We start from the raw sequence: 19,970 nt of genomic DNA, 5'->3' as shown, positions 1-19,970 counted from the left end.
CACCATGGCACTCGACCCCGACGCATCCGACACCACCGACACGTCGGGGTCGAGAGCCGACGATCCCGACCGGATCGTCATCGTGCTCGAACCCGACGACGAGTACACGCACACGCCCGACGAGGCCGAGAACTACAACGAGTCGATGTACCTCAACGCGTTCGACCTCGGACTCGGCGGGGGCGGCTGGTTCCGTATCGGCAACCGCGTCAACGAGGGCTACGCCGAGATGACCGTGTGCATCTACCTGCCCGACGGTCGGGTCGGGTTCATCTACGACCGGCCGAAGATCTCGAACAACGACGAGATGAACGCCGGCGGCTTGAAGATCACCGTGGTCGAACCGTTCGAGCATCTGCGCGTCGAGTTCGACGGCAAGGTCTGTCTGCTCGACGACCCGTCGCAGATGGCCAACCCGCGTGAAGCGTTCAAGAACAACCCGATGGTCGAGTGCAGCGTGCGCCTCGACTACCGGGGCGTGTCACCGATGTACGGCGGCCGTCCGGTGTACGCCGATGGACGCGAGATCGAGGTCGAGGCGGGCAAGAGTTTCGCCAAGGCGCACTACGAACAGCACTGTGCGGTCACCGGCCACATCACGGTCGGCGACGAGGTCATGGACATCGACGGCCTCGGCCTGCGCGACAAGTCGTGGGGACCCCGCTACTGGCAGGCGCTCACCTGGTACCGGTGGCTGCCGATGGTGTTCACCGACGAGTTCGCCATGATGCTGTCGGTCATCGACCGGGGGAGCGATCAGCCGCCGTCGGCCAGCGGCATGGTGCTCGTCGGCGACGAGTACCACAAGGTGCTCGACTGCACGATCGACGCCGACTGGAACGACGCCGGCGAGCAGACCGCGATGCGCTGCCACGTTCGCACCGCCGAGCGGGAGTACGACGTGACCGGCGAGGTCATGTCGATGATTCCGCTGCGCAACCGTCGAACCACACCCGACGGCGAGCAACTGCACACGCGGATCACCGAGGCGATGACCCGCTTCGAGTGCGACGGCCACGAGGGCATCGGCATGAGCGAGTTCCTCGACCAGGTGGTCGACGGCTGGCCGATCGGCGTGCCGTCACCCACCTGAGTCGATCGGACCCGCCGGTTCAGTCTTCGTCGCGTAGACGAATCGGGCCGAACTTCTCCGGGTGCTTCGCCATCTCGACGCCGTTCTCGTACTCGCGCCGAAAGTGGTCCATGTCGACGCGCTTGTCTCCGGTCAGGTGATAGCCCGGCCCGATGCCGGCGCGCTTGCGCTTGTAGTCGAGGTAGCTCGCGGTGACCGGAACATCGGCGTCGAGAGCGATCTGGTAGAACCCCGACCGCCAGTGCTCGGCGCGCGACCGCGTGCCCTCGGGCGGGATCATGAGGTGGAAGTCGGGGCGCGCTGCGAACTGCGCCACCATCTGATCGACCATGCCCGTCGCCTTGCTGCGGTTGACACCCACCGCACCGACGCGCTTGGTGATCCACCCCATCGGGGCCTTCGTCCACACGTCTTTGACCATCCAGCTCGAGCGCAACCCGATCGACCGGGTGACGAGCACGAGGAGCAGTCCGTCGAGGTTGGTGGTGTGGGGCCCGGCGAGCATGACCGACTGCTGCTCGGGCGGGAAGGTTCCCTCGAACTCCCAGCCCATGACTCGGAGTCCGAGTCGCGAGAGGCGTGCCGACAGGGTCTTGGGGCGGGGGGCGTCCACCATCCGACCGTACCAGCGCCTGGTGTCGAGGCGACCGGCGGAACAATTCCTCCGCCCCAGCCCACCCGACCCTGCGGCTGCATCTGGTGATGGTTCTCGCCCCGTCTTGTCGAAGTCTTTCGGATCGGGTCGCACACTGTGCTGCATGACCGCACGCCTCGGCCGCCGAACCGGCCCCCTGCTCATCACCAGCCTCGTTCTCGTCGCCGCGGCATGCGGCTCGTCCCAAGAGTCGAGCAACGATGCGTCGACCCTCGACGAGTCCATCACGGCCGAACCCGCCGAGACCGAACCCGCCGAGGCGGAGCCTGCCGACACGGGAACCGTCGCGATCCCTGAGCCGGAGCCGGCGGACGAGACGGAGACCGATGTGAGCGCCGGTGTCGAGCCGACCGAGGCCGCCACGACCTCGACGTTCACCGCCGAGGTGTGGGCCGACAACTGGTTCGCGCTCTACATCGACGGCGAACTCGTCGGCGAGGACTCGGTCCCCATCACCACCGAGCGTTCGTTCAACGCCGAGACGATCACGTTCGAGGCGACGCTGCCGTTCACGGTCGCCGTCGAAGCGAAGGACTTCAAGGAGACCGACTCGGGCATCGAGTACATCGGGCTGTCGAACCAGCAGATGGGCGACGGCGGATTCATCCTCCAGATCACCGACGATGCCACCGGTGACGTCGTCGGAGCCACCGACGACGCCTGGTCGTCGCTCGTGATCCACCGGGCACCGCTCGACACCGAGTGCGAACGCGACAGCGATCCGGACGCGACGTGTGAGTTCGAGATCACCGAGGCCCCCGCCGACTGGGCCGGGGTGAGCTTCGACGACAGCGCATGGAGCGCCGCGACCGTGTGGTCGGAATCGGCGGTCAGCCCGAAGGACGGGTACGACGAGATCTCGTGGGAGCCAGCTGCGCAGCTGATCTGGGGGTCGGATCTCGAGGTCGACAACACCGTGCTGCTTCGCACGGTCGTCGGCTGACGCTCGCTTCAGCAGCCCGCCAGGAACGCGGCGACGTTCACGCCGAGCGCCTCGCCGGCGTAGCCGCCTTCTTGAATCACCACGGTTGGTCGGTCGAGGGCAGCGATGCGCTGGGCGACGACGGTGAAGTCGTCGGTCGTGAGCTCGAACGTGCCGAGCGGGTCGCCGACGTAGGCATCGACGCCGAGCGACACGACGATCGCGTCGACCTCGGACCGGTCGAGATACCCGGCGGCGGTGTCGAGCGCGTCGAACCAGCGGGCGCGGTCGGCACCGCGGGGGAGTGGCACGTTGAGGTTCCAGCCCTCGCCGGGACCCACGCCCACCTCGTCGGCGTGGCCGGCGAACCAGGGGAACTCCTCACGAGGGTCGGCATGGATCGACACGAACACGACATCCGACCGGTCGTAGAAGATCGACTGCGTGCCGTTGCCGTGGTGATAGTCGACATCGATGATCGCGACGCGCTGCGCACCGCGATCGAGCAGTCGTTGCGCCGCGATGCCGGCATTGTTGAGATAGCAGTAGCCGCCGAACTGATCGGTCGAGGCGTGGTGACCGGGCGGCCGGCACAGGCCGTAGGTGGTGGCGCGCGTGTCGAGCAATCGGTCGGCTGCCGTGGTGGCGATGGCCGCAGCAGCCGTGATCGCTTCCCACGTGCCCGGCACGATCGTGGTGTCGGCCGCGAACGAGTGATAGCCGAGCTGACCGATCAGGTCGTCGGGACGCGCATCGCCGAACCCGCGAGCGGGCCACATGAACGACATGGCGGCCGGCCCCGTCTCGCGCTCGCTCCACCTCTCCCACGCCGTCGACAGGAAGTCGACGTATTCGGTGGTGTGGACGCTCCGAACCAGGTCGAGGTCGACGGCTTCGGGCACCACCATCTCGTGCCCCGCCACCGCCAACGCCGCAGCGATGCCGTCGGCTCGTTCAGGGCTCTCGTGCGACTCGCTCATGATGCCGTTGTGGATCTCGAGGCTCACGTGAGCGCGGTGCGCATCGGAGGCGACGACCAACATCAGCGGGCCGTGGGTTCGAGCAGAGCGAGGTGTCCGGACACCGCACCATCATGGCCGACGCGCCGGCCGTTCCGAGAGCGCCGACACCGGCCTGGTGTGACCTCCGACATCATTCTGCGGCGACCACTCGACAAGACTGTCGGGCAGAGACCAGGGGGGGTCCGATGACCGACACGACGCCGCGGAATGCGGAGATACCGAGCTTCTTCGATCCAGCCGTGCAAGACGATCCGTTCGACGCGTACGAGACGATGCGCGAGCAGTGCCCGGTGCATCGACTGCCCGAGAACGGGCTGTACATGGTGACGCGATACGACGACGTCAAGTCGGTGCTCACCGATCGAGAACACTTCTCGAGCAACCCGGTCGGCGCCGGATTCCGACAGTCGGAATCGGGCAAGGCTGCGGCGGCGACCATGGCCGAGAAGGGGTGGAAGCGCGCGCAGACGCTGCAACGAACCGACCCGCCGGTCCACACGCACTATCGGCGGATGCTCGGCCGCGTGTTCACCGTCCGCCGGATCAACGAACTCACGCCGCGCATCGCCGAACTGTGCGACGAACTCATCGACGGCTTCATCGAGCAGGGCGAGTGCGAGTTCGTTCGCGACTTCGCGCTCCCGCTCCCCGGCATCGTCATCTGCGAGCAACTCGGTCTCGACGCCACGCAGTACCCGACGTTCAAGCGGTGGGCCGATGCGATGCTCGCGTCGGCACAACGGGTCATGACCGTCGACGAAGCGATCGAGCAGGCCGAGATCGAACTCGAAGCGCAGCACCACCTCGCAGCCGAGTTCGAGAAGCGGCGGGAGGAGCCCACCGACGACCTGATCTCGGCGCTCGTCCACGCGCACGGTGCCGACGAGGAACCGCTCACGATGGAGGAGCTGCAAGACCTCATGCACCAGCTCATCACCGGCGGCTTCGAAACCACGACCAGTGCGCTCGGCACCGGCCTCTGGCTCCTGCTGCGTCACCCCGATCAGATGGCCAAGCTCCGCGCCAATCGTGACCTGCTCGACAACTTCATCGACGAGAGCCTTCGGTTCGACAGCCCGGTCGCCGGGCTGTGGCGGCGCGCGACGTGCCCCGTCGAGGTCGCCGGCGTCGAGATCGAGCCCGACGCATCGGTCATGGTGCGGTACGGCGCGGCAAACCGCGACCACGCCAAGTTCGACGACCCGAACGTGTTCGACATCGAACGCGAGAACGCGAACGAGCACATCGCCTTCGGCTGGGGCAACCACCTCTGCGTCGGCATGTGGCTGGCGCGCGCCGAACTGCGCTGTGCGTTCAACGCGCTGCTCGATCGCCTCGACGACATCGAGTTGGCCCGACCCCTCGACGAGATCCCCCACGAGTTCAGCTTCATGCTCCGACCGCTGAAAGAACTCCCGATCTCGTTCACGCCGTCTGCGATCAACGACCCCCGACCCCCGACCAATGGAGCCGAGACATGACTGGCCTCAACGAGAACTGGGCGACCCTCTGGGAAGCCTTCGCCGATGCACAACCCGATCAGATGGCGGTGGCCGTCGGCGACCACGAAACCACCTGGCGCGAACTCGACCAGGGCGCGGCACGCGTCGCCACGGCGCTCACCGAGCGCGGCGTCGGCCCCGACACACGCATCGCCCAGTTGATGTTCAACTGCCCGGAGTACATCGAGTCGGCCTACGCGGCCTTCAAGGTGCGCGCCTCTCCGGTCAACGTCAACTATCGCTACAAGTCACCCGAGATCGCCTACATCTGCGACAACGCCGGCGCCGAGGTGCTGATCTTCCACGGCTCCCTCGCCGACCGAGTCGACGGTGCCCGAGCGTCGATGCCGACGGTCCGCGTTCTGCTCCAGGTCGACGACGGCTCGCCGCTGCTCGACGGCGCCGAGTGGTACCACGAGGTCCGCGACGCCGCGGCTCCCGCCGAGCGCATCGAACGGTCGGGCGACGACATGCTGCTGCTCTACACCGGCGGCACGACCGGCAACCCGAAGGGTGTGATGTGGCGACACGTCGACCTCTGGGGCGCGCTCGGCAACACCAACTACCGCACCGCCGGAATCGAACTCCCCACGACGCCGGCCGAGGTCGGTGCCGTCGCCGCCCGGCTACAGGCCGACGGCGTCAGCCCGGTGCTCATGTGCGCTCCGCCGCTCATGCACGGCACGGCGCTGTTCCTCGCGATCGGTGCGTTCGTCATGGGCGGCAGCGTCGTGCTGCTCGGTGGACGCTCGTTCGACCCCGACGAACTCTGGAAACTCGTCGAACGTCACAAGGTGACGCAGATCTCGCTGGTGGGTGACGCCTTCGCCCGGCCGCTCACCGCAGCGGTCACGGGTGACGGTTCGAGCGCGGGCCGCGACATCTCGTCGTTGCAGCGGATCGTCTCGACGGGTGCCACGTTGTCAGCCGATCAGAAGCGACTCTTCCAGGCGGTGGCGCCGCAGGTGACCATCATGGACATGATCGGCGCCTCCGAGGGAGGCCCGTACGCGCTCGCCGTCACGCCTCCCGGTACCGAGCCGCTCGAGACGGCCGTCTTCACCGCGTTGCCCAACGTCGTCACGCTCAGCGACGAGACCGGCGAACCGTTGCCGATCGGCAGCGACATCCCCGGCCGGTTGGCGGCGTCGGGCCCGCAGCCTCGCGGGTACTGGAAGGACCCGGAGAAGACGGCGGCGACGTTCCCCAACGTCAACGGCGTGCAGTACACGGCGCCCGGCGACTACGCCCTCATCGCCGAGGACGGCAGGGTCACGCTGCTCGGCCGCGGATCGGTCTGCATCAACTCCGGCGGCGAGAAGATCTATCCCGAAGAGGTCGAGGTCGCCGCCCGGCTCCACCCGAACGTGCTCGACGCCAACGTCGTCGGCACACCGCACGAACGCTTCGGTGAAACCGTCACGCTCGTCTGTTCGGTCCGCGAGCCCACCGACCCCGACGAGCTGATCGGCTCGATCAAGGAACAGATCGCCGACTACAAGGCACCGCGTCAGGTCGTCTTCGTCGACGAGATCTACCGCGCTCCGAACGGCAAGGCCGACTACCGCTGGGCACGCGACACCGCGGTCGCCGCCCTCGCCGACTGATCTCCACGGCCACGTCTCGAACACGAACACCGACATCACATTCCTTCCACGGAAAGAGCACGACATGTACGACATCCTCATCAAGAACGGAACGCTCGTCGACGGCACGGGATCCGCCCCGGTCGGCGGCGATCTCGCCATCACCGACGGCAGGATCGTCGAGGTCGGCGGCACGATCGACGGTGCGGCCAAGCGCACGATCGATGCCGACGGTGCAATCGTCACGCCGGGTTGGGTCGACGTGCACACGCACTACGACGGTCAGGTCAGCTGGGATTCCGAGATGGCGCCGTCGTCGCACAACGGAGTGACCACCGTGGTCATGGGCAACTGCGGCGTCGGATTCGCACCGGTCTCGCCAGGCTCCGAGAAGGAGCTGATCGAGCTGATGGAAGGCGTCGAAGACATCCCCGGTGCCGCACTCCACGAAGGGATGGACTGGGGTTCGTGGGAGACCTTCCCCGACTACCTCGACTACATGGCCGGCCGCGAGTACGCGCTCGACGTGGGCGCACAGATCGCACACGGTGCTGTGCGGTACTACGCGATGGGCGAGCGTGGCCGCGTCAACGAAGACGCCACGGCCGACGACGTCGCCGCGATGGGGCGCATCGTCGCCGAAGCCATCGAGGCCGGAGCCGTCGGCTTCAGCACGTCGCGCACGATCGGCCATCGAGCGCTGTGGGGCGAACCGGTGCCCGGCACGTTCGCCGCCGACGAGGAGCTGTTGGCGATCGCCGCCGAGATGGCGAAGGTCGGCAAGGGCGTGTTCGAGATGATCCCGGCGGGCACGGTCGGCAAGCTCGACGCACTCGGCGGCGAGAAGACCACGCAGCAACTCGAACACGATCTGATGCGCCGCTTCTCGCTCGCCAGCGGACGACCGGTGACCTTCACCCTCGTCCAGTCACCCGACTACGACCCGTCGCTGTGGCGCGAGATCCTCGACATGACGGCCGAAGCGAACGCGGCGGGCGCGCAGATGTACCCGCAGGTGTCGTCACGGCCGATCGGGTTCCTCACCGGCCTCAGCGCCTATCACGCATTCATGCGCAAGCCGACCTACATCGAGAAGTTGGCGGGCCGCCCGCTGGCAGAGCGAGTGGCCGCGATGCGCGCTCCGGAGATGAAGGAACAGCTCCTCGCCGAACCCGATGTGAAGCCCGAGGCTCCCGGCTCGATGGAGAACGTGTACGGACTCTTCAACCGTGCCGCCGCGGTGATGTACCCACTGTCGAACCCGGTCGACCTCGAACCCACGATGGCCGACACGCTCGGCGCCCAGGCCGCAGCTCAGGGTCGCGAGCCGCTCGAGTACCTCTACGACTTCATGCTCGAAGACGGCGGCACGCGGTTCGCGTCGCTGAGTACCGTCGACGTCCCCGACCGGATGAACGTGCTGCGCGAGATGCTGCTCGACGACAACACGGTCACCGGCCTCAGCGATGCGGGTGCTCACGTCACGCTCATCTGCGACGGCACGATGCCGACCACGCAACTCACCTACTGGACACGAGATCGCGCGGGTGAGCAACTCCCGCTCGAGTTCATCGTCAACAAGCAGTCGGCGCGCAACGCGGCGCTGTACGGCTTCGACGATCGCGGCACGCTCGAGGTCGGCAAGCGCGCCGACGTCAACGTGATCGACCACGCGAACCTCACCGTCGATGCGCCGGTCGCTCACCACGACCTTCCGGCCGGAGGCACGCGTCTGATGCAGCCCGTCAGCGGCTACGTCGCAACGCTCTGCAACGGCGTGGTCACCCGCGAGAACGACGCCGACACCGGCGCCCGCCCCGGCCGCCTCGTGAGAAGCTGACCCCGTCATCCGGTGTCAGACACCGAATGACCGGCTGGGTCAGTGGTGGTGGTCGTGGTGGTGATGTTCGTGGTCGTCGTGATGGACGCCGTCGTCGATCGCCACGAGCCCGTCGCCCAGGTCGAGCACTCGACCGCCGTAAGCGATGCGTAGGTGTTCGGGGCTCAGTGCGTCGGCGGGTGGACCGGCCGCGATGACCCGCTTGTCGAGCAACACGACGTGGTCGGCCTTGGCAGCGTCGGCGAGATCGTGGGTCGCCACGACCACGGTGCGCCCAGCGTCGCGCTCCTCGGCGATGACGCGTCGAATCGTCTGGATCGACGTGATGTCGAGACCGGCGACCGGTTCGTCGAGCAGCAGTACGCCTGCTTCCTGGCACAGACCCTGGGCGACGAACACGCGCTGGCGCTGTCCGCCCGACATCTCGGCGAGGTGTCGTTTGGCGAGGTCCGACACGTCGAGGCGTTCCATCGATCGGTCGATGGCGGCACGATCGGCGGCGCGGAGACGAGCGAACGCACCACGTGTGGCGGCGCGCCCGAGCGTGACGACGTCGTGCGCCGTGACGAGCAGGTGTTCGGACGCGTGCTGTGACTGCATCACGTACGCGACGTCGGACCGAGCATCGCGAGGCTTGCGTCCGTGCACCGTGATCGTGCCGGACGCCGGCAGGAGACCGGCGACGGCGTGCAGCAGCGTCGACTTGCCCGACCCGTTCGGGCCGACGAGCGCAGTGACACCGGGTCGGAGTTCGAGGTGGTCGACATCGAGCACCCGTTGATGTCCGCGAGCGACCGACACCCCAGAGAATTCGATCACCGCGTCGCTCACGTCGAGCAGGCTATCCCGACACTGAGAAACATTCTCACTTGCGGTCGATGCGGTGGCGAGGGGGTGGCGAGTCGGTCAGGCGGGGCGCCACCGTGCGTTCGAACAGATCAGACCTTGTGCGACTTGCCGCAAGCAGTGCACTTCAGCGACTCGTTCGACCGATTGAGTGGGAGCGGGATTCCGAAGAATCGGTAGCTCTTGGTCTTGGTCCACCGCTCCATCTCGCCGTTGTGTTGGCACTTGGGGCAGGTCGAGGTGGTGGTGCCCGACTGGTACTTGTCGGTGCTGACGTTCAATGAGAGATTCGGCATGTCTCCATCGTCGACGCGCACCGTCAACCCGGCGTGAATCGGCCCGAGTACGGTGGCCGCATGACGCCACTCGAAACGGTCAACGACTTCATGAAGCGGTTCTGTTCGGGCGATCTCGATCACGCATGTGAGCTGGTCACCGACGATGTCGAGTACGACAACGTGCCGATGGGAAAGAACTTCGGCCCCGAGGGAATCAAGGCATTCGCCGGCGGCATGACGGGCGGCTTCGACTCCGTCGAGTTCATCGTCGAACGCGAAGCAGCCACCGGAAACATCGTGATGAACGAGCGCATCGATCGGTTCGTTCGCGGTGAGCAGGTGTTCGACCTCGCGGTGGTCGGCGTGTTCGAAGTGACCGACGACGGCAAGATCTCGCTCTGGCGCGACTACTTCGACATGGGGCCGGTCAACGAGATGATGGCGGCCCTCGCCGGCTGACCCAGCCCCCAAACTCGAACGCCACCTACCGTGCCGACGCTCGGTGCGGCATCAGCCGACAGGGCGCGGCGTGAAGTTCTTACGGGAGGCCTCGACGACCGGGATGTCGGCATCGGCCAACGGCTGCATCCACTGCTTACGAGCGAGGGCAGCCGCGATGTGCGGAGCGAGACGTTCCTGCTTCGCGGCCTCGCGGTCGGCTCGGCCGGCCGTGAACTCGGGGAGGACCTCGACGGCGAACATCTCGAGTGAGGCGCAGATGTCGTCGTGCTGGTTGCGCCCGGCCTGCTGAATGAAGATCACCTGGTCGACACCGACCTCGGCGAGTTCGCGCAGGTAGCGACGAGCATCGTCGGGCGTGCCGATGCAGCTCGCGTAGTCGTCGCCTGCCTCGATCGCTGCCGCTACACGAGCGGCTTCGGTGGCCGGGTCACGGCCAGCCTGGAAGTCGTCCCACAGCGTGGTTCGACCCGGTACCTGGTCGGTGGCGACCAGCGACCGCATCGCGTAGCCGAAGAACTCGAAGCCTTCGCGACCGTTGCGAATCGCGGTCTCGCGGTCCTCGTGCATCGAGAACCCGGTCACCATCGCGAGGTTGGCGTTGACCGAATGGCCGAGCGGCACGCACTCGTCGGACGCGATGATGCCGTAGTAGATCTCCGACCAAGCCTTGGCTTCGTCGGGGTCGATGAAGCTGAAGGCGAGTGCTCCGATGCCGTTGCGCGCTGCGACCTTGATCGTGTCGCGGTTGGTGCATGCCATCCACATCGGTGGGTGCGGCTTCTGGCGCGGCTTGGGGAGCACGTTGCGGCACGGCATCGAAAAGAACTCCGACTCGAACCCTGGGTACGGGTCGAGCACCATCATGTTCGCGACCTGCTCGGCGGCCTCGAGCGACATCGCCCGCTTGTGCTTGGCCGGGATGTCGAATCCGTGCAACTCCATACGGGTGGCGCCTTCACCGATGCCGAAGTCGACGCGGCCGTCGGAGATCAGGTCGAGCGTCGCCAACCCTTCGGCGGTGCGGGCCGGGTGGTTGTAGTTCGGGATCACCTGGCGGATGCCGTGCCCGAGTCGGATGTGCTTCGTTCTGGCCGCGGCCGCAGCGAGGAAGACCTCGGGTGCCGACGAGTGGGAGTACTCGTCGAGGAAGTGGTGTTCGACCTCCCACGCGTAGTCGAAGCCGAGCCGGTCGGCGAGTTCGACCTGGTCGAGGGCTTCCTGCAGCAACCGGTACTCGGCGTCGTCGGTCCACGGTTTGGGCAACTGGTGCTCGTAGAAGATCCCGAATCTCATGCCCCCAGCAGATCACATGCCGGTCGCCGTCTCGTACACGAAGCGGACGGTTTGTCTCTGAGACAAACCGTCCGGGTCAGTTGTCGCTCAGCCGGTCGAGCGAGCGGCGAGCGAAGAGCAGGGTGAGTCCGGTGATCGCCGCCAGCGCGACCAGTCCGCCCCAGATGCGATCCCAGGTGATCGGTGCATCGAGCCAGCCGAGTCGGGCGAGGCGGATGATGTTGGTGAACGGGTTGACTCGGGCCACCGCCTCGAGCCAGCCGTCCATGATGAAGAGCGGCGTCTGCGCGTCGGTCAGGAAGATCATCAGGAAGAACGTGAGCTGCATGATCGCGGCAGCGCGCATGTCGCCGAAGCGGAACGCCAACGCGAGTCCCCACCCGGTGCCGAGCGCAGCGATACCGAGCCCGGCGATGTAGAGGAACAGCAATCCGTACAAGCCGTGCGTCGGACGGGCACCGAAGCACACGCCGACGATGACCACGATGGTGGTGACGATCGCGGAGCGAGCCAGTGCGGCCATCAGCGGACCGGTGATCAGCGACGAGCGCGGTGCCGGGGTGAGCCGGATTCGGTCGTAGAAGCCGGTCTCGAGGTCGCGGATCGTCGCGAAACCGATGCCGATGCCGGCGAACCCCGAACCCATCAGCGTGCCGAGCGGGAGGAACCAGTTGATCGAGCGATCGGTGGGGAAGCCGGGAATCTGGATGATGGCGAAGAAGGTGCCGGCGAACGCGATCGACTGGAAGACCGGCATCAGGATCGACGGCAGGAAGGCAGACGGCAGCCGCGTGATGTTGACGATGCTGCGCCGGGCGAGGCCGACCGCAGCCGCGAACGCCGGAGTCCGTCGGGTGTTGAGCGGGCGAGCCGACCGGGCGGTCTCGGTGGTGGTCATGACGCCCCCAGCCGACGCTTGAGCGCTCGCAGCGACAGCATGATCGTGAACACCGAGAGCGCAGCCGGGACGAGAATCGCCCGGGCGAGCGCCGAGGCGGAGACGCCCTCGATCACGAGGTCACGCATCCCTTCGACGAGATACGAGATCGGATTGAAGTCGGCCATCCGGCCGTAGACGCCGCTCATCGTCTCTCGCGGGAAGAACGCCGACGAGAAGAACAATCCGATGAAGAGCAGTGGGAACGCGCCCTGCACCGCTTCCGACGATCCGGTGAGCAGCGCCATGGCGGCCATCAGCGCACCGACGGCGAGCGCGAGCACGGTCCCGGCGACCATCAGGCCGAGCACGCCCCCGATGCCGCCCTTCACGCTCAACCCGAACGGCAGCAGCACGAGCACGAAGAAGAGCGATTGGAACGCGCCGTAGGCCATGCCGCCGGCCATACGCCCGACGATGATGCCGGTGCGGGTCGACGGCGAGGCGAGCAGCCGATCGAAGAACCCGTTCTCGATGTCGGTGGCGAGTGCCGTCGCACCGGTCGTCGAGCCGAAGAGAATGCCCTGGACGATCGCGCCGGCGAGGGCGAAGTCGAGGTACGAGTCGACGGCGGGGAAGCCAGGGAGGTCAGTGGCCCGCGAGAACGACGAGGTGCCGAGGGCGGCGAAGAACAGCGGGAAGATCAGCGACGGCACGACGAGCGCCGGCTGCCGGACCAGCGACTGCATCGAGCGAACCGACATCGCCCAGGTCTGTGCGACGGTCGACGTCGACATCGCTCGGCGCCCGGTGGTCGGGGCGAGGGTGGTCGTCATGCGATCAGCCCTCGGCGCCTTCGAGGCGGTACCCGGTCGCTTCGGCGAACACGTCGTCGAGGCTCGGCTCGTGGAGTTCGAGGTTGCGCACCGTGATGCCACGGTCGTCGAGATCGCGGACCACGCTCGACACGCCACTCGGACCGTCGGTGAGTCCCACGCCGAGTTTGCCCTCGGCGCTCGGCCGGAGCTCGCCGAACGTGGCGAGGCGTTCGGTCGCCACCTCCTTCGAACTCTCGTCGACGGTCACGAACAGGGTGGGTGAGCCGACTTCGGCCTTCAACTCGGCGGGTCGACCCTTGCGCACGATCACGCCGTGATCGATGATGGCGATCCGCTCGGCCAACTGGTCGGCTTCTTCGAGGTACTGCGTGGTGAGCAGCACGGTGGTGCCGTCGTTGTTGAGGCGGCGGATCTCCTCCCAGAGGGAGATCCGGCTCATCGGATCGAGCCCCGTCGTCGGCTCGTCGAGGAACAGCACCGACGGTTCGTGGATGAGCGACAGCGCCAGGTCGAGGCGTCGGCGCATGCCGCCCGAGTACGTGCCGACGCGCCGGTCGCCCGCCGCGGTGAGTCCGACCCGTTCGAGCAGTTCACCCGCCTTGGTGTGGTGTTGCGCCTTCGGGAGGCCGTACAGCACGGCTTGCAGGCGGAGGAGTTCGGTGCCCGTCATCAGCGGGTCGATCGCCGCGTCCTGGAGGGCGACGCCGATGTTGCGGCGCACGCTGTCGGCCTCGGTCACGACGTCGAAACCGGCGACCCGACCGACGCCTCCTGTCGGACGCAGCAGCGTGGTGAGCATCCTCACCGTGGTCGACTTGCCGGCACCGTTCGGGCCGAGGAACCCGAAGATCTCTCCGGGTTCGATCTTGAGGTCGACGCCGTCGACCGCCTTGACGATGTCGTCCCCCGAGCCGAAGTGCCGCTGCAATCCTTCGGCAACGATCGGCAATGTGCGTTCCTGCATTCGTACATCGTGCCAAACCGACGCGTCGATTCTCGCTTCCGATCGCGTTGTTCACGAACCCGTGACGCCAGATCGCGCGAGCAGGCTGATCAGCGACGCGACGGTCAGAGCCCCAGGCGTGCCAACTGGTCGCTCGGGGCTTCGACGTCGGCGAGTGCGGTTCGCAGGAGATCGATCATCTCGGATTCGGTTCGCTCGCCGCACCGGTTCTCGGCCTCGTCGGGGTCGTCGACGACGTCGTAGAGATGGTGTTGGCCGATGGCGTTCGCCCCGCCGGCCCAGAACGGGATCGTGTCGCCCGGTTCGAACGGCTGGCGGATGACCGGAACCTCGGAGCCCGGCATGAAGTCGAGTTGCGCCCGCCGGTCGGGTTTGGGGAACGAGGCGAAGTCCGCGACGCCGACGCCACTGACCGGCATGGTCGACCAGCGGTTCGACCACATCGACATCGGGAAGTTCTCGTCGACCGGCGCCCGCGCGTACTTGTGGCGTCCGTCGGTGACCTGCACCCAGTTGCCGAACACGCCGCCGATCGCCCACTCGCGGATGGAGGTCGCGGTGCCGTCGAGCAGCGGCGCCATCGATCGTCCGTGGGTGCGATGTTGCATCGTCACCCCGAATGCGTCGGCGATCGTTGCGTTGAGGTCGACGTTGGTGGTGAGCGCGTCGCACGTGCCGGCGTCGGCTCCGGGCCAGTGGATCATCAGCGGTGTGTGGCCGAGCGGCTCGAACTGGGGGACCATCGGTTTGCCCCAGATGTCGTGGCGCTGTTCTTCCCCGGCTCGGCCGGCGGTGCGCTCGTCGCCGAGATAGTGACCGTGGTCGGTGCACACGATCACCGCGGTCGTGTCCCACAGATCGTCGGTGTCGAGTTGGTCGAGCAACCGTCCGAAGTGGTGGTCGATCATCGACAGCTTGGCGCCGTAGTTCGCTCGGATGTGGCGAGCCTGGCGTGGCGTCAGCGCACCGGTGGTGACCCCGCCGACCGTGTACGGCGGCCAGATCAGCCGTGGGTCGTCGCCCCATGGGTCGTCGGGGTCGTCGTACATCGACGCCCACGGCTCCGTAGTGTCGAAGGGTTCGTGCGGGTCGAACTCGTCGACGAACAGCATCCATCGTTCGTGCGCCGGCGCCTCGCGCCGGATCCAGTCGGTCGCCGATCGCATCGTGGCCGGACCGGGAAGGTCGTCTTCGCTGCGAAACCAGGTGCGGGCGTCGTCATAGTGGCGCCGGCCGAAGCGATCACCGTCGACGCCGAACCGTTCGCGGAGGAACCAACCGCCGTCACGGGCGGCCGGCAGCGACGGACTCCCGATCGCCGACGGATCGATCGTCGTCCGCCATGGGTCTCCTTCGTGGCCGCGGACGTAGTCCCAACCACCGAAATCGGTGTGGTAGTTCTCGCCGCCGGTCTCGAAGAGGTGAGGATGGTCGGAGACGAGCATCGTCGTCACCCCGGACCGTCGGAGCGCCGCGGTGATCGACTCCTCCCACAGTTCGATCGATCCCCACGGCTTCCACAGGAAGTCGAGGGCCCCGCAGAGAATGTCGTGGCGCGCCGGCATGCACGGAAGCGACCCGGTCACGTGGTTCGTGAAGCGCTGCGATCGTGCGGCGAACCGGTCGAGGTTCGGCGTGGCGAACTCGGTGCCACCGTACGCGCCCACCATGTGCCGGTTGAGCGAGTCGAGCAGAACGACGACGACGTTGTCGGGCATCGTGCCATCATGACCGGTCTCGGACATGGGGTGCGACACGTCGGGGTCAGCAGACGGCGGCGACGTACGGGTACGGGTTGACCGCTCGGCCCCCGCCCGGGTGCACTTCGAAGTGCAGGTGCGGCGTGCCGGCGTTGCCGGTCTGACCGTTGTAGCCGATCACTTCGCCTTGTGACACGCTGCGACTCGACCCCTCGTAGCTGCTCATGTGGGCGTAGTAGTACTTCGTGCCGCTGTTGCCGGTGACCCACGCGGCGTTTCCGCCCAGTCGGTTCTGGGAGAAGCGAACCGAGCCGGACTCGACGGCGATGATCGGCGTGCCGGTCGGCGAGATCATGTCGACGCCCTGGTGGCTGCGCCCGCCGGAGCGTGCTGCTCCCCAGGTGTCGGCGAACGCGTAGGAGCCGCGCATCGGGCACACCATGTTGTTGCGTGCGACGGGTTGGCTGGGGGCCGGCGACGCACCGGTCGAGGAGCCACCGCCCGACGAACCACTCGATGAACCACTGCCCGACGAGCTCGACGAGCCGCTGCTCGACGAGGCCGCGGCTGCGGCCTGCCGCTCCGCGGCTTCGGCTGCGGCCGCCGCCTCGGCAGCCTCACGGGCCGCCCGTTCACGGCGCTGCCGTTCGAGCTCGTGCTCGACCGCTTCGTCGACGAGGCGTTGCGCTTCGATCTCCTGGAGTTCGACGATGCGAGCCTCGGCGGCCTCTTCGAGCGCGACGTAGTTCGTCTTGGCGGCCTCGGCCGACGCCTTCTGCGCGGCGAGCGCGTCGCGAGCCTCGTTCGTCTCCTTGATCGCCAGGTCGAGATCGTCGAGATCGACCACGACGGTCTCGGTCGAGACGGACGCGAGCACCTCGACGTACAGCTCGTCGTTGGCGCCACTGATGTCGATCATCAGCGGGAAGTCCTCGGCGCCGGAACCGACGAAGCGTCGGACGGCCTCGTACTCGAGCGACTCCTGCATCTCACCGAGCAACGTCTCCTTGGCCGCGAGGTCGTCTTCGGCCTGGGCGATGTCGATGGTGAGCGTGTCGATCTCGGATTCGGCGTCGAACAGCGCCTGTGCGGCGGCGTTCGCAGCGTCGCGAGCGGCTTGGATCTCACGGGCGGCCTGCGCTGCAGCGGCGTCACCATGGTCGGCGTTGGCGGTGGTGCCGATGAGCGTGACGGCGACCAACAGCGCGAGCGCAGCGACGAGCCGAGGCTGTCCCGAGCGAACGGTCGACGCGCTCGACGACGTGAGGGCGCGCGACGAGGTGAGGTTCCGGCCAGGCATTCGACAGGACGCTAGTGCGCGTTGATGACGAATTGGTGGCGATCCCGCCGGTCACGACCGTCGCCGAGGTGCCATCGCGGCGCTGCGAAGACTCGGAAGTGCGGTTGTCACCTGGTCGATCGCATATTGTTACGAAATCGTGAAACCCTCATGTGGTACTTCGCTGTTAGGGTCGAAACGATGATCGAACCCATGACGACGAGGGCGGGTCGAGCACGATGCAGCTGTTCCTGACCGTCGTCGTCGTGCTGCTCACCGTGGCGATCACGGCACTCATCGTGTGGGAGATAATGCAGCGCCGCTCACCGCTGGTGAAGGTGTGGAACCCGTCGTCGTTCCCCGGTCGCGTCACCGGCGGACTCGGCATGCTCGAGGGCGGCGCTCCGTCCGATCGGCTCCACCCCGACGACCCCGAAGTCGTCGTCGTGCTCCACGGCCTGGGAGCCACCGCCGACTACTTCGGCGACATCTACGAAGGCATAGCGATCGACCACCGACTGGTGATGCCCGACCTGCTCGGCTTCGGTCGCTCGCTCGACGAACTCCGCACCGACTTCGGCCTCGATGCGCACGTCGACGCGATCGACGGGGTGCTCGAGTCGCTCGGAGCCGGCCGATCGCGCGTGTTGATCGCAGCGCACTCGATGGGCTCCGCGGTCGCGTTGGCCTGGGCGAAACGGCACCCCGACCGGGCGACCGGCGTGGTGCTCTGGGGGCCGCCCGTCTACGAGTCGGCCGACGCCGCGCAGCAGATCGCCGACGAAGCGGGCGGCATGACGAAGCTGCTCGTCGCCGACAACGAGTGGTCGAGGCGCCTGTGCCGGCTCAACTGTGAACACCGCCGCGTCGCCGGCTGGCTGATGGCCGCGGCCTCACCTCGCTGGCCGACCGACGTGAGCAGACGGGCGAGCCTGCACACCTGGGAAGCCTTCGACGGTTCGCTCCACGAACTGGTGCTCGACGCCGACTGGCGTGAGCTGTTCGCGATCGACACGCCGGTGACCGTCTTCCGTGGCGCCGACGATCCGATCGGGGACCGAGCGCATCTCACCGCCGTCGCTCGCCGGGCGACGATCGTCGACGTCGACGGCGCCGGCCATCACGTGGCGCTCACGCATCCGCATCTGTTGTTCGATCTGCTCGAACGCTGATCGGGCCGAGTCACCTCGGCTGAGCGCTACGTCGTCGCTGCGTCGGCCTGCTCGGCAGCACGCTGCTTCGCCGATCACTTCTTGGTGGCAGCTCGTTTCTTCGCCGCGGTCTTCTTCGTTGCGGCCTTCTTCGCCGCTCGTTTCTTCGTCGCGGTCTTCTTGGCAGCACGCTGCTTGCGCGGTCGCGGTGCGGGCACCGCTGCCGCGAACATGTCGGCGAACGACGCTTCGATCGCCGTACGGAAGGCCTCGGGCTCGGTGATCGCCGCCGGGTCGATGAAGATGCCGATGTCGAGTTGACCGTCGAGCGACAGCGCGGTGATGTTCGCTCCCGTGCCGGCTACCGGGCCCATCGGAATCGTCGCCAGCACCTTCGCCCCGGAGCAGTACACCTCGAAGGGCGCGCCGCGCAGGTTCGACGTCGAGAAGTCGATTCGCGACGCCGCGGCGCGTGCCGTCTGGGTGACGGTCGAGATCGGAAGCAGGTTCGCCACGCCCGAGATGGCGGTCATGCCGCCGGTCCTGCTCGCGGTCTGCTTCGCCTCGGCGAGGGTCTCGGTGATGGTGGACATGCGCTCTTGTATCGACATCGGTCCGGCCGGGAGCTTCACCGGCACCGGCGTGAAGGCGTTGCCGCCGGCCTTCGAATCGTGACGGGTACTCAAGACGAAGCTCGAGTTCACGTGGTCGATCTCGACCCCGCGGTCGAGGTGATACCGCGATGCGGCCTCGGCGAGTCCGGCCATGAACGCGTCGTTCACCGTGCCGCCGGCAACTGCCGCCGCTGCTTTCAGATCGGCGACGGGCACGCGTACCCACTCGAGGTGGCGATGCCGCGACCGGTGCTTCCAAAGCGGCGAACCGCTCGCTCGCTCCTCGTCGCTGGGTCGCAACTGTGCCACCGCACTACTCACCGTCTCGAGCAAGGTGTCGACTCGGTTCGAGATGCGGCTCGGATCGGCCGGCCACAACGCGAGCTCGCCGGCGATCCGGCGTCCGATCCCGATCTGACGACGGACCAGATGGCTGGTCGAGTCGCGCAGGGCCGACAGCGGACTCTCGGCGAGGTCACCGCCCGACTCCTTGCCGAGATCGGCGGCGACCGCTTCGGCGATGATGCCGTCGAGGTCGACGGGCGGTGGCGCGTCCTCGTCGCGCGTCAGCTGCTGGTAGATCTCCGATATCCGGAGCTGGCCGATGCCGTCGCTGACCGAGTGGTGGATCATCGTGTAGAGCGCGCTGCCGCCGCCTTCGAGTCCGTTGATCATCACGAACCGCCAGAGCGGTCGAGTCCGGTCGAGTGGCTCGGCGTAGAGGCGTGCAGCGAGGTCGAGCAGTTGGCGTTGCGTGCCGGGGGCGGGGAGCACGATCTCGCGGATGTGGGCATCGAGGTCGAACTCGGCGTCGGCGACCCAGGCCGGGGTCGACAGACGCGCGAAGCCGGGGACGACACGCTGGTAGAGACGCGGCGTCTTCGCGATCCCCGCACGGATCTGACGGCGGAAGCGCTCCGTGTCGAGCGGCTTGTCGAGCAGTATCACCGACGCGCCGCTGGGGTTGAGCCACGGGTCCTTCTCGATGTTCCACATGAGCGCCTCGTGCTCGCTCATCCGTGGTGACAGTTCGGATTCTCGTTCTCG

General features: G+C 67.2%; 18 protein-coding genes. 7 read left to right on the top strand and 11 right to left on the bottom strand.

The window, feature by feature from the left end; translation table 11 throughout:
* Window positions 1–4: 4 nt before the first annotated feature.
* Window positions 5–1,093: a DUF7064 domain-containing protein gene (locus YM304_RS15680; RefSeq protein ID WP_015442686.1), complete on the top strand. Its 1,089-nt coding sequence runs from the start codon at window positions 5–7 to the stop codon at window positions 1,091–1,093.
* Window positions 1,094–1,112: 19 nt separating this feature from the next.
* Here the strand turns inward: YM304_RS15680 and YM304_RS15675 are convergent, their stop codons facing one another.
* Window positions 1,113–1,706, bottom strand: coding sequence for a 1-acyl-sn-glycerol-3-phosphate acyltransferase (locus YM304_RS15675; RefSeq protein WP_162142087.1), 594 nt, complete (start codon window positions 1,704–1,706; stop codon window positions 1,113–1,115).
* Between the two features lie 145 nt (window positions 1,707–1,851).
* Between YM304_RS15675 and YM304_RS25435 the strand changes: the two genes are divergently transcribed.
* Window positions 1,852–2,691 (top strand): hypothetical protein, encoded by an 840-nt coding sequence (locus tag YM304_RS25435; RefSeq protein WP_015442684.1) that lies wholly within the window; start codon window positions 1,852–1,854, stop codon window positions 2,689–2,691.
* Between the two features lie 8 nt (window positions 2,692–2,699).
* Here YM304_RS25435 and YM304_RS15665 read toward each other — a convergent pair whose 3' ends face one another.
* Complete coding sequence (locus tag YM304_RS15665) at window positions 2,700–3,713, bottom strand: histone deacetylase family protein (RefSeq protein WP_015442683.1); 1,014 nt, start codon at window positions 3,711–3,713, stop codon at window positions 2,700–2,702.
* Between the two features lie 164 nt (window positions 3,714–3,877).
* Between YM304_RS15665 and YM304_RS15660 the strand changes: the two genes are divergently transcribed.
* The 3 genes from YM304_RS15660 (at window position 3,878) to YM304_RS15650 (ending at window position 8,620) form a co-directional block, all read left to right on the top strand.
* Window positions 3,878–5,173, top strand: a complete 1,296-nt coding sequence (locus YM304_RS15660) for a cytochrome P450 (protein ID WP_015442682.1) — start codon at window positions 3,878–3,880, stop codon at window positions 5,171–5,173.
* Window positions 5,170–6,801: an AMP-binding protein gene (locus YM304_RS15655; RefSeq protein WP_015442681.1), complete on the top strand. Its 1,632-nt coding sequence runs from the start codon at window positions 5,170–5,172 to the stop codon at window positions 6,799–6,801. Before YM304_RS15660 ends, YM304_RS15655 begins: the two co-directional genes overlap by 4 nt.
* Window positions 6,802–6,865: 64 nt before the next feature.
* Entirely contained in the window at window positions 6,866–8,620 is a 1,755-nt protein-coding gene (locus YM304_RS15650) for an N-acyl-D-amino-acid deacylase family protein (RefSeq protein ID WP_015442680.1), read from the top strand.
* 39 nt (window positions 8,621–8,659) lie between these two features.
* Here the strand turns inward: YM304_RS15650 and YM304_RS15645 are convergent, their stop codons facing one another.
* On the bottom strand, window positions 8,660–9,451 hold the full coding sequence (locus YM304_RS15645) for a metal ABC transporter ATP-binding protein (protein WP_015442679.1): 792 nt from the start codon (window positions 9,449–9,451) through the stop codon (window positions 8,660–8,662).
* Between the two features lie 107 nt (window positions 9,452–9,558).
* The gene (locus tag YM304_RS15640; protein ID WP_154723489.1) at window positions 9,559–9,762 is read right to left on the bottom strand and encodes a hypothetical protein; all 204 of its coding nucleotides are present in this window, start codon (window positions 9,760–9,762) and stop codon (window positions 9,559–9,561) included.
* Between the two features lie 60 nt (window positions 9,763–9,822).
* Between YM304_RS15640 and YM304_RS15635 the strand changes: the two genes are divergently transcribed.
* Window positions 9,823–10,203: a limonene-1,2-epoxide hydrolase family protein gene (locus YM304_RS15635; protein ID WP_015442677.1), complete on the top strand. Its 381-nt coding sequence runs from the start codon at window positions 9,823–9,825 to the stop codon at window positions 10,201–10,203.
* Window positions 10,204–10,254: 51 nt separating this feature from the next.
* Here YM304_RS15635 and YM304_RS15630 read toward each other — a convergent pair whose 3' ends face one another.
* From YM304_RS15630 to YM304_RS22795, 6 genes are all read right to left on the bottom strand, one after another.
* Window positions 10,255–11,499 (bottom strand): LLM class flavin-dependent oxidoreductase, encoded by a 1,245-nt coding sequence (locus YM304_RS15630; protein WP_015442676.1) that lies wholly within the window; start codon window positions 11,497–11,499, stop codon window positions 10,255–10,257.
* A gap of 76 nt (window positions 11,500–11,575) precedes the next feature.
* Entirely contained in the window at window positions 11,576–12,397 is an 822-nt protein-coding gene (locus tag YM304_RS15625) for an ABC transporter permease (protein WP_015442675.1), read from the bottom strand.
* Window positions 12,394–13,212 carry an ABC transporter permease gene (locus tag YM304_RS15620; RefSeq protein ID WP_015442674.1) on the bottom strand — a complete coding sequence of 273 codons (819 nt, stop codon included), beginning with the start codon at window positions 13,210–13,212 and terminating at the stop codon, window positions 12,394–12,396. Before YM304_RS15620 ends, YM304_RS15625 begins: the two co-directional genes overlap by 4 nt.
* Before the next feature lie 4 nt (window positions 13,213–13,216).
* Entirely contained in the window at window positions 13,217–14,179 is a 963-nt protein-coding gene (locus YM304_RS15615; protein WP_015442673.1) for an ATP-binding cassette domain-containing protein, read from the bottom strand.
* Between the two features lie 104 nt (window positions 14,180–14,283).
* Window positions 14,284–15,897: a sulfatase gene (locus tag YM304_RS15610; RefSeq protein ID WP_197536891.1), complete on the bottom strand. Its 1,614-nt coding sequence runs from the start codon at window positions 15,895–15,897 to the stop codon at window positions 14,284–14,286.
* A gap of 46 nt (window positions 15,898–15,943) precedes the next feature.
* The gene (locus tag YM304_RS22795; RefSeq protein WP_015442671.1) at window positions 15,944–17,179 is read right to left on the bottom strand and encodes a M23 family metallopeptidase; all 1,236 of its coding nucleotides are present in this window, start codon (window positions 17,177–17,179) and stop codon (window positions 15,944–15,946) included.
* Between the two features lie 218 nt (window positions 17,180–17,397).
* Here YM304_RS22795 and YM304_RS15600 point away from each other — a divergent pair, with 218 nt between their 5' ends.
* Window positions 17,398–18,330, top strand: coding sequence for an alpha/beta fold hydrolase (locus YM304_RS15600; protein ID WP_015442670.1), 933 nt, complete (start codon window positions 17,398–17,400; stop codon window positions 18,328–18,330).
* A 74-nt stretch (window positions 18,331–18,404) separates the two neighbouring features.
* Here YM304_RS15600 and YM304_RS15595 read toward each other — a convergent pair whose 3' ends face one another.
* A complete protein-coding gene (locus tag YM304_RS15595) occupies window positions 18,405–19,940 on the bottom strand; it encodes a wax ester/triacylglycerol synthase domain-containing protein (RefSeq protein ID WP_162142086.1) in 1,536 nt (511 codons plus the stop codon).
* Window positions 19,941–19,970: the final 30 nt, after the last annotated feature.

Source organism: Ilumatobacter coccineus YM16-304 (assembly GCF_000348785.1).
GTDB classification, from domain to species: domain Bacteria; phylum Actinomycetota; class Acidimicrobiia; order Acidimicrobiales; family Ilumatobacteraceae; genus Ilumatobacter_A; species Ilumatobacter_A coccineus.
The sequence above is the reverse complement of the archived record's forward strand: the minus strand, read 5'-3'. Positions and strand labels throughout refer to the sequence as shown.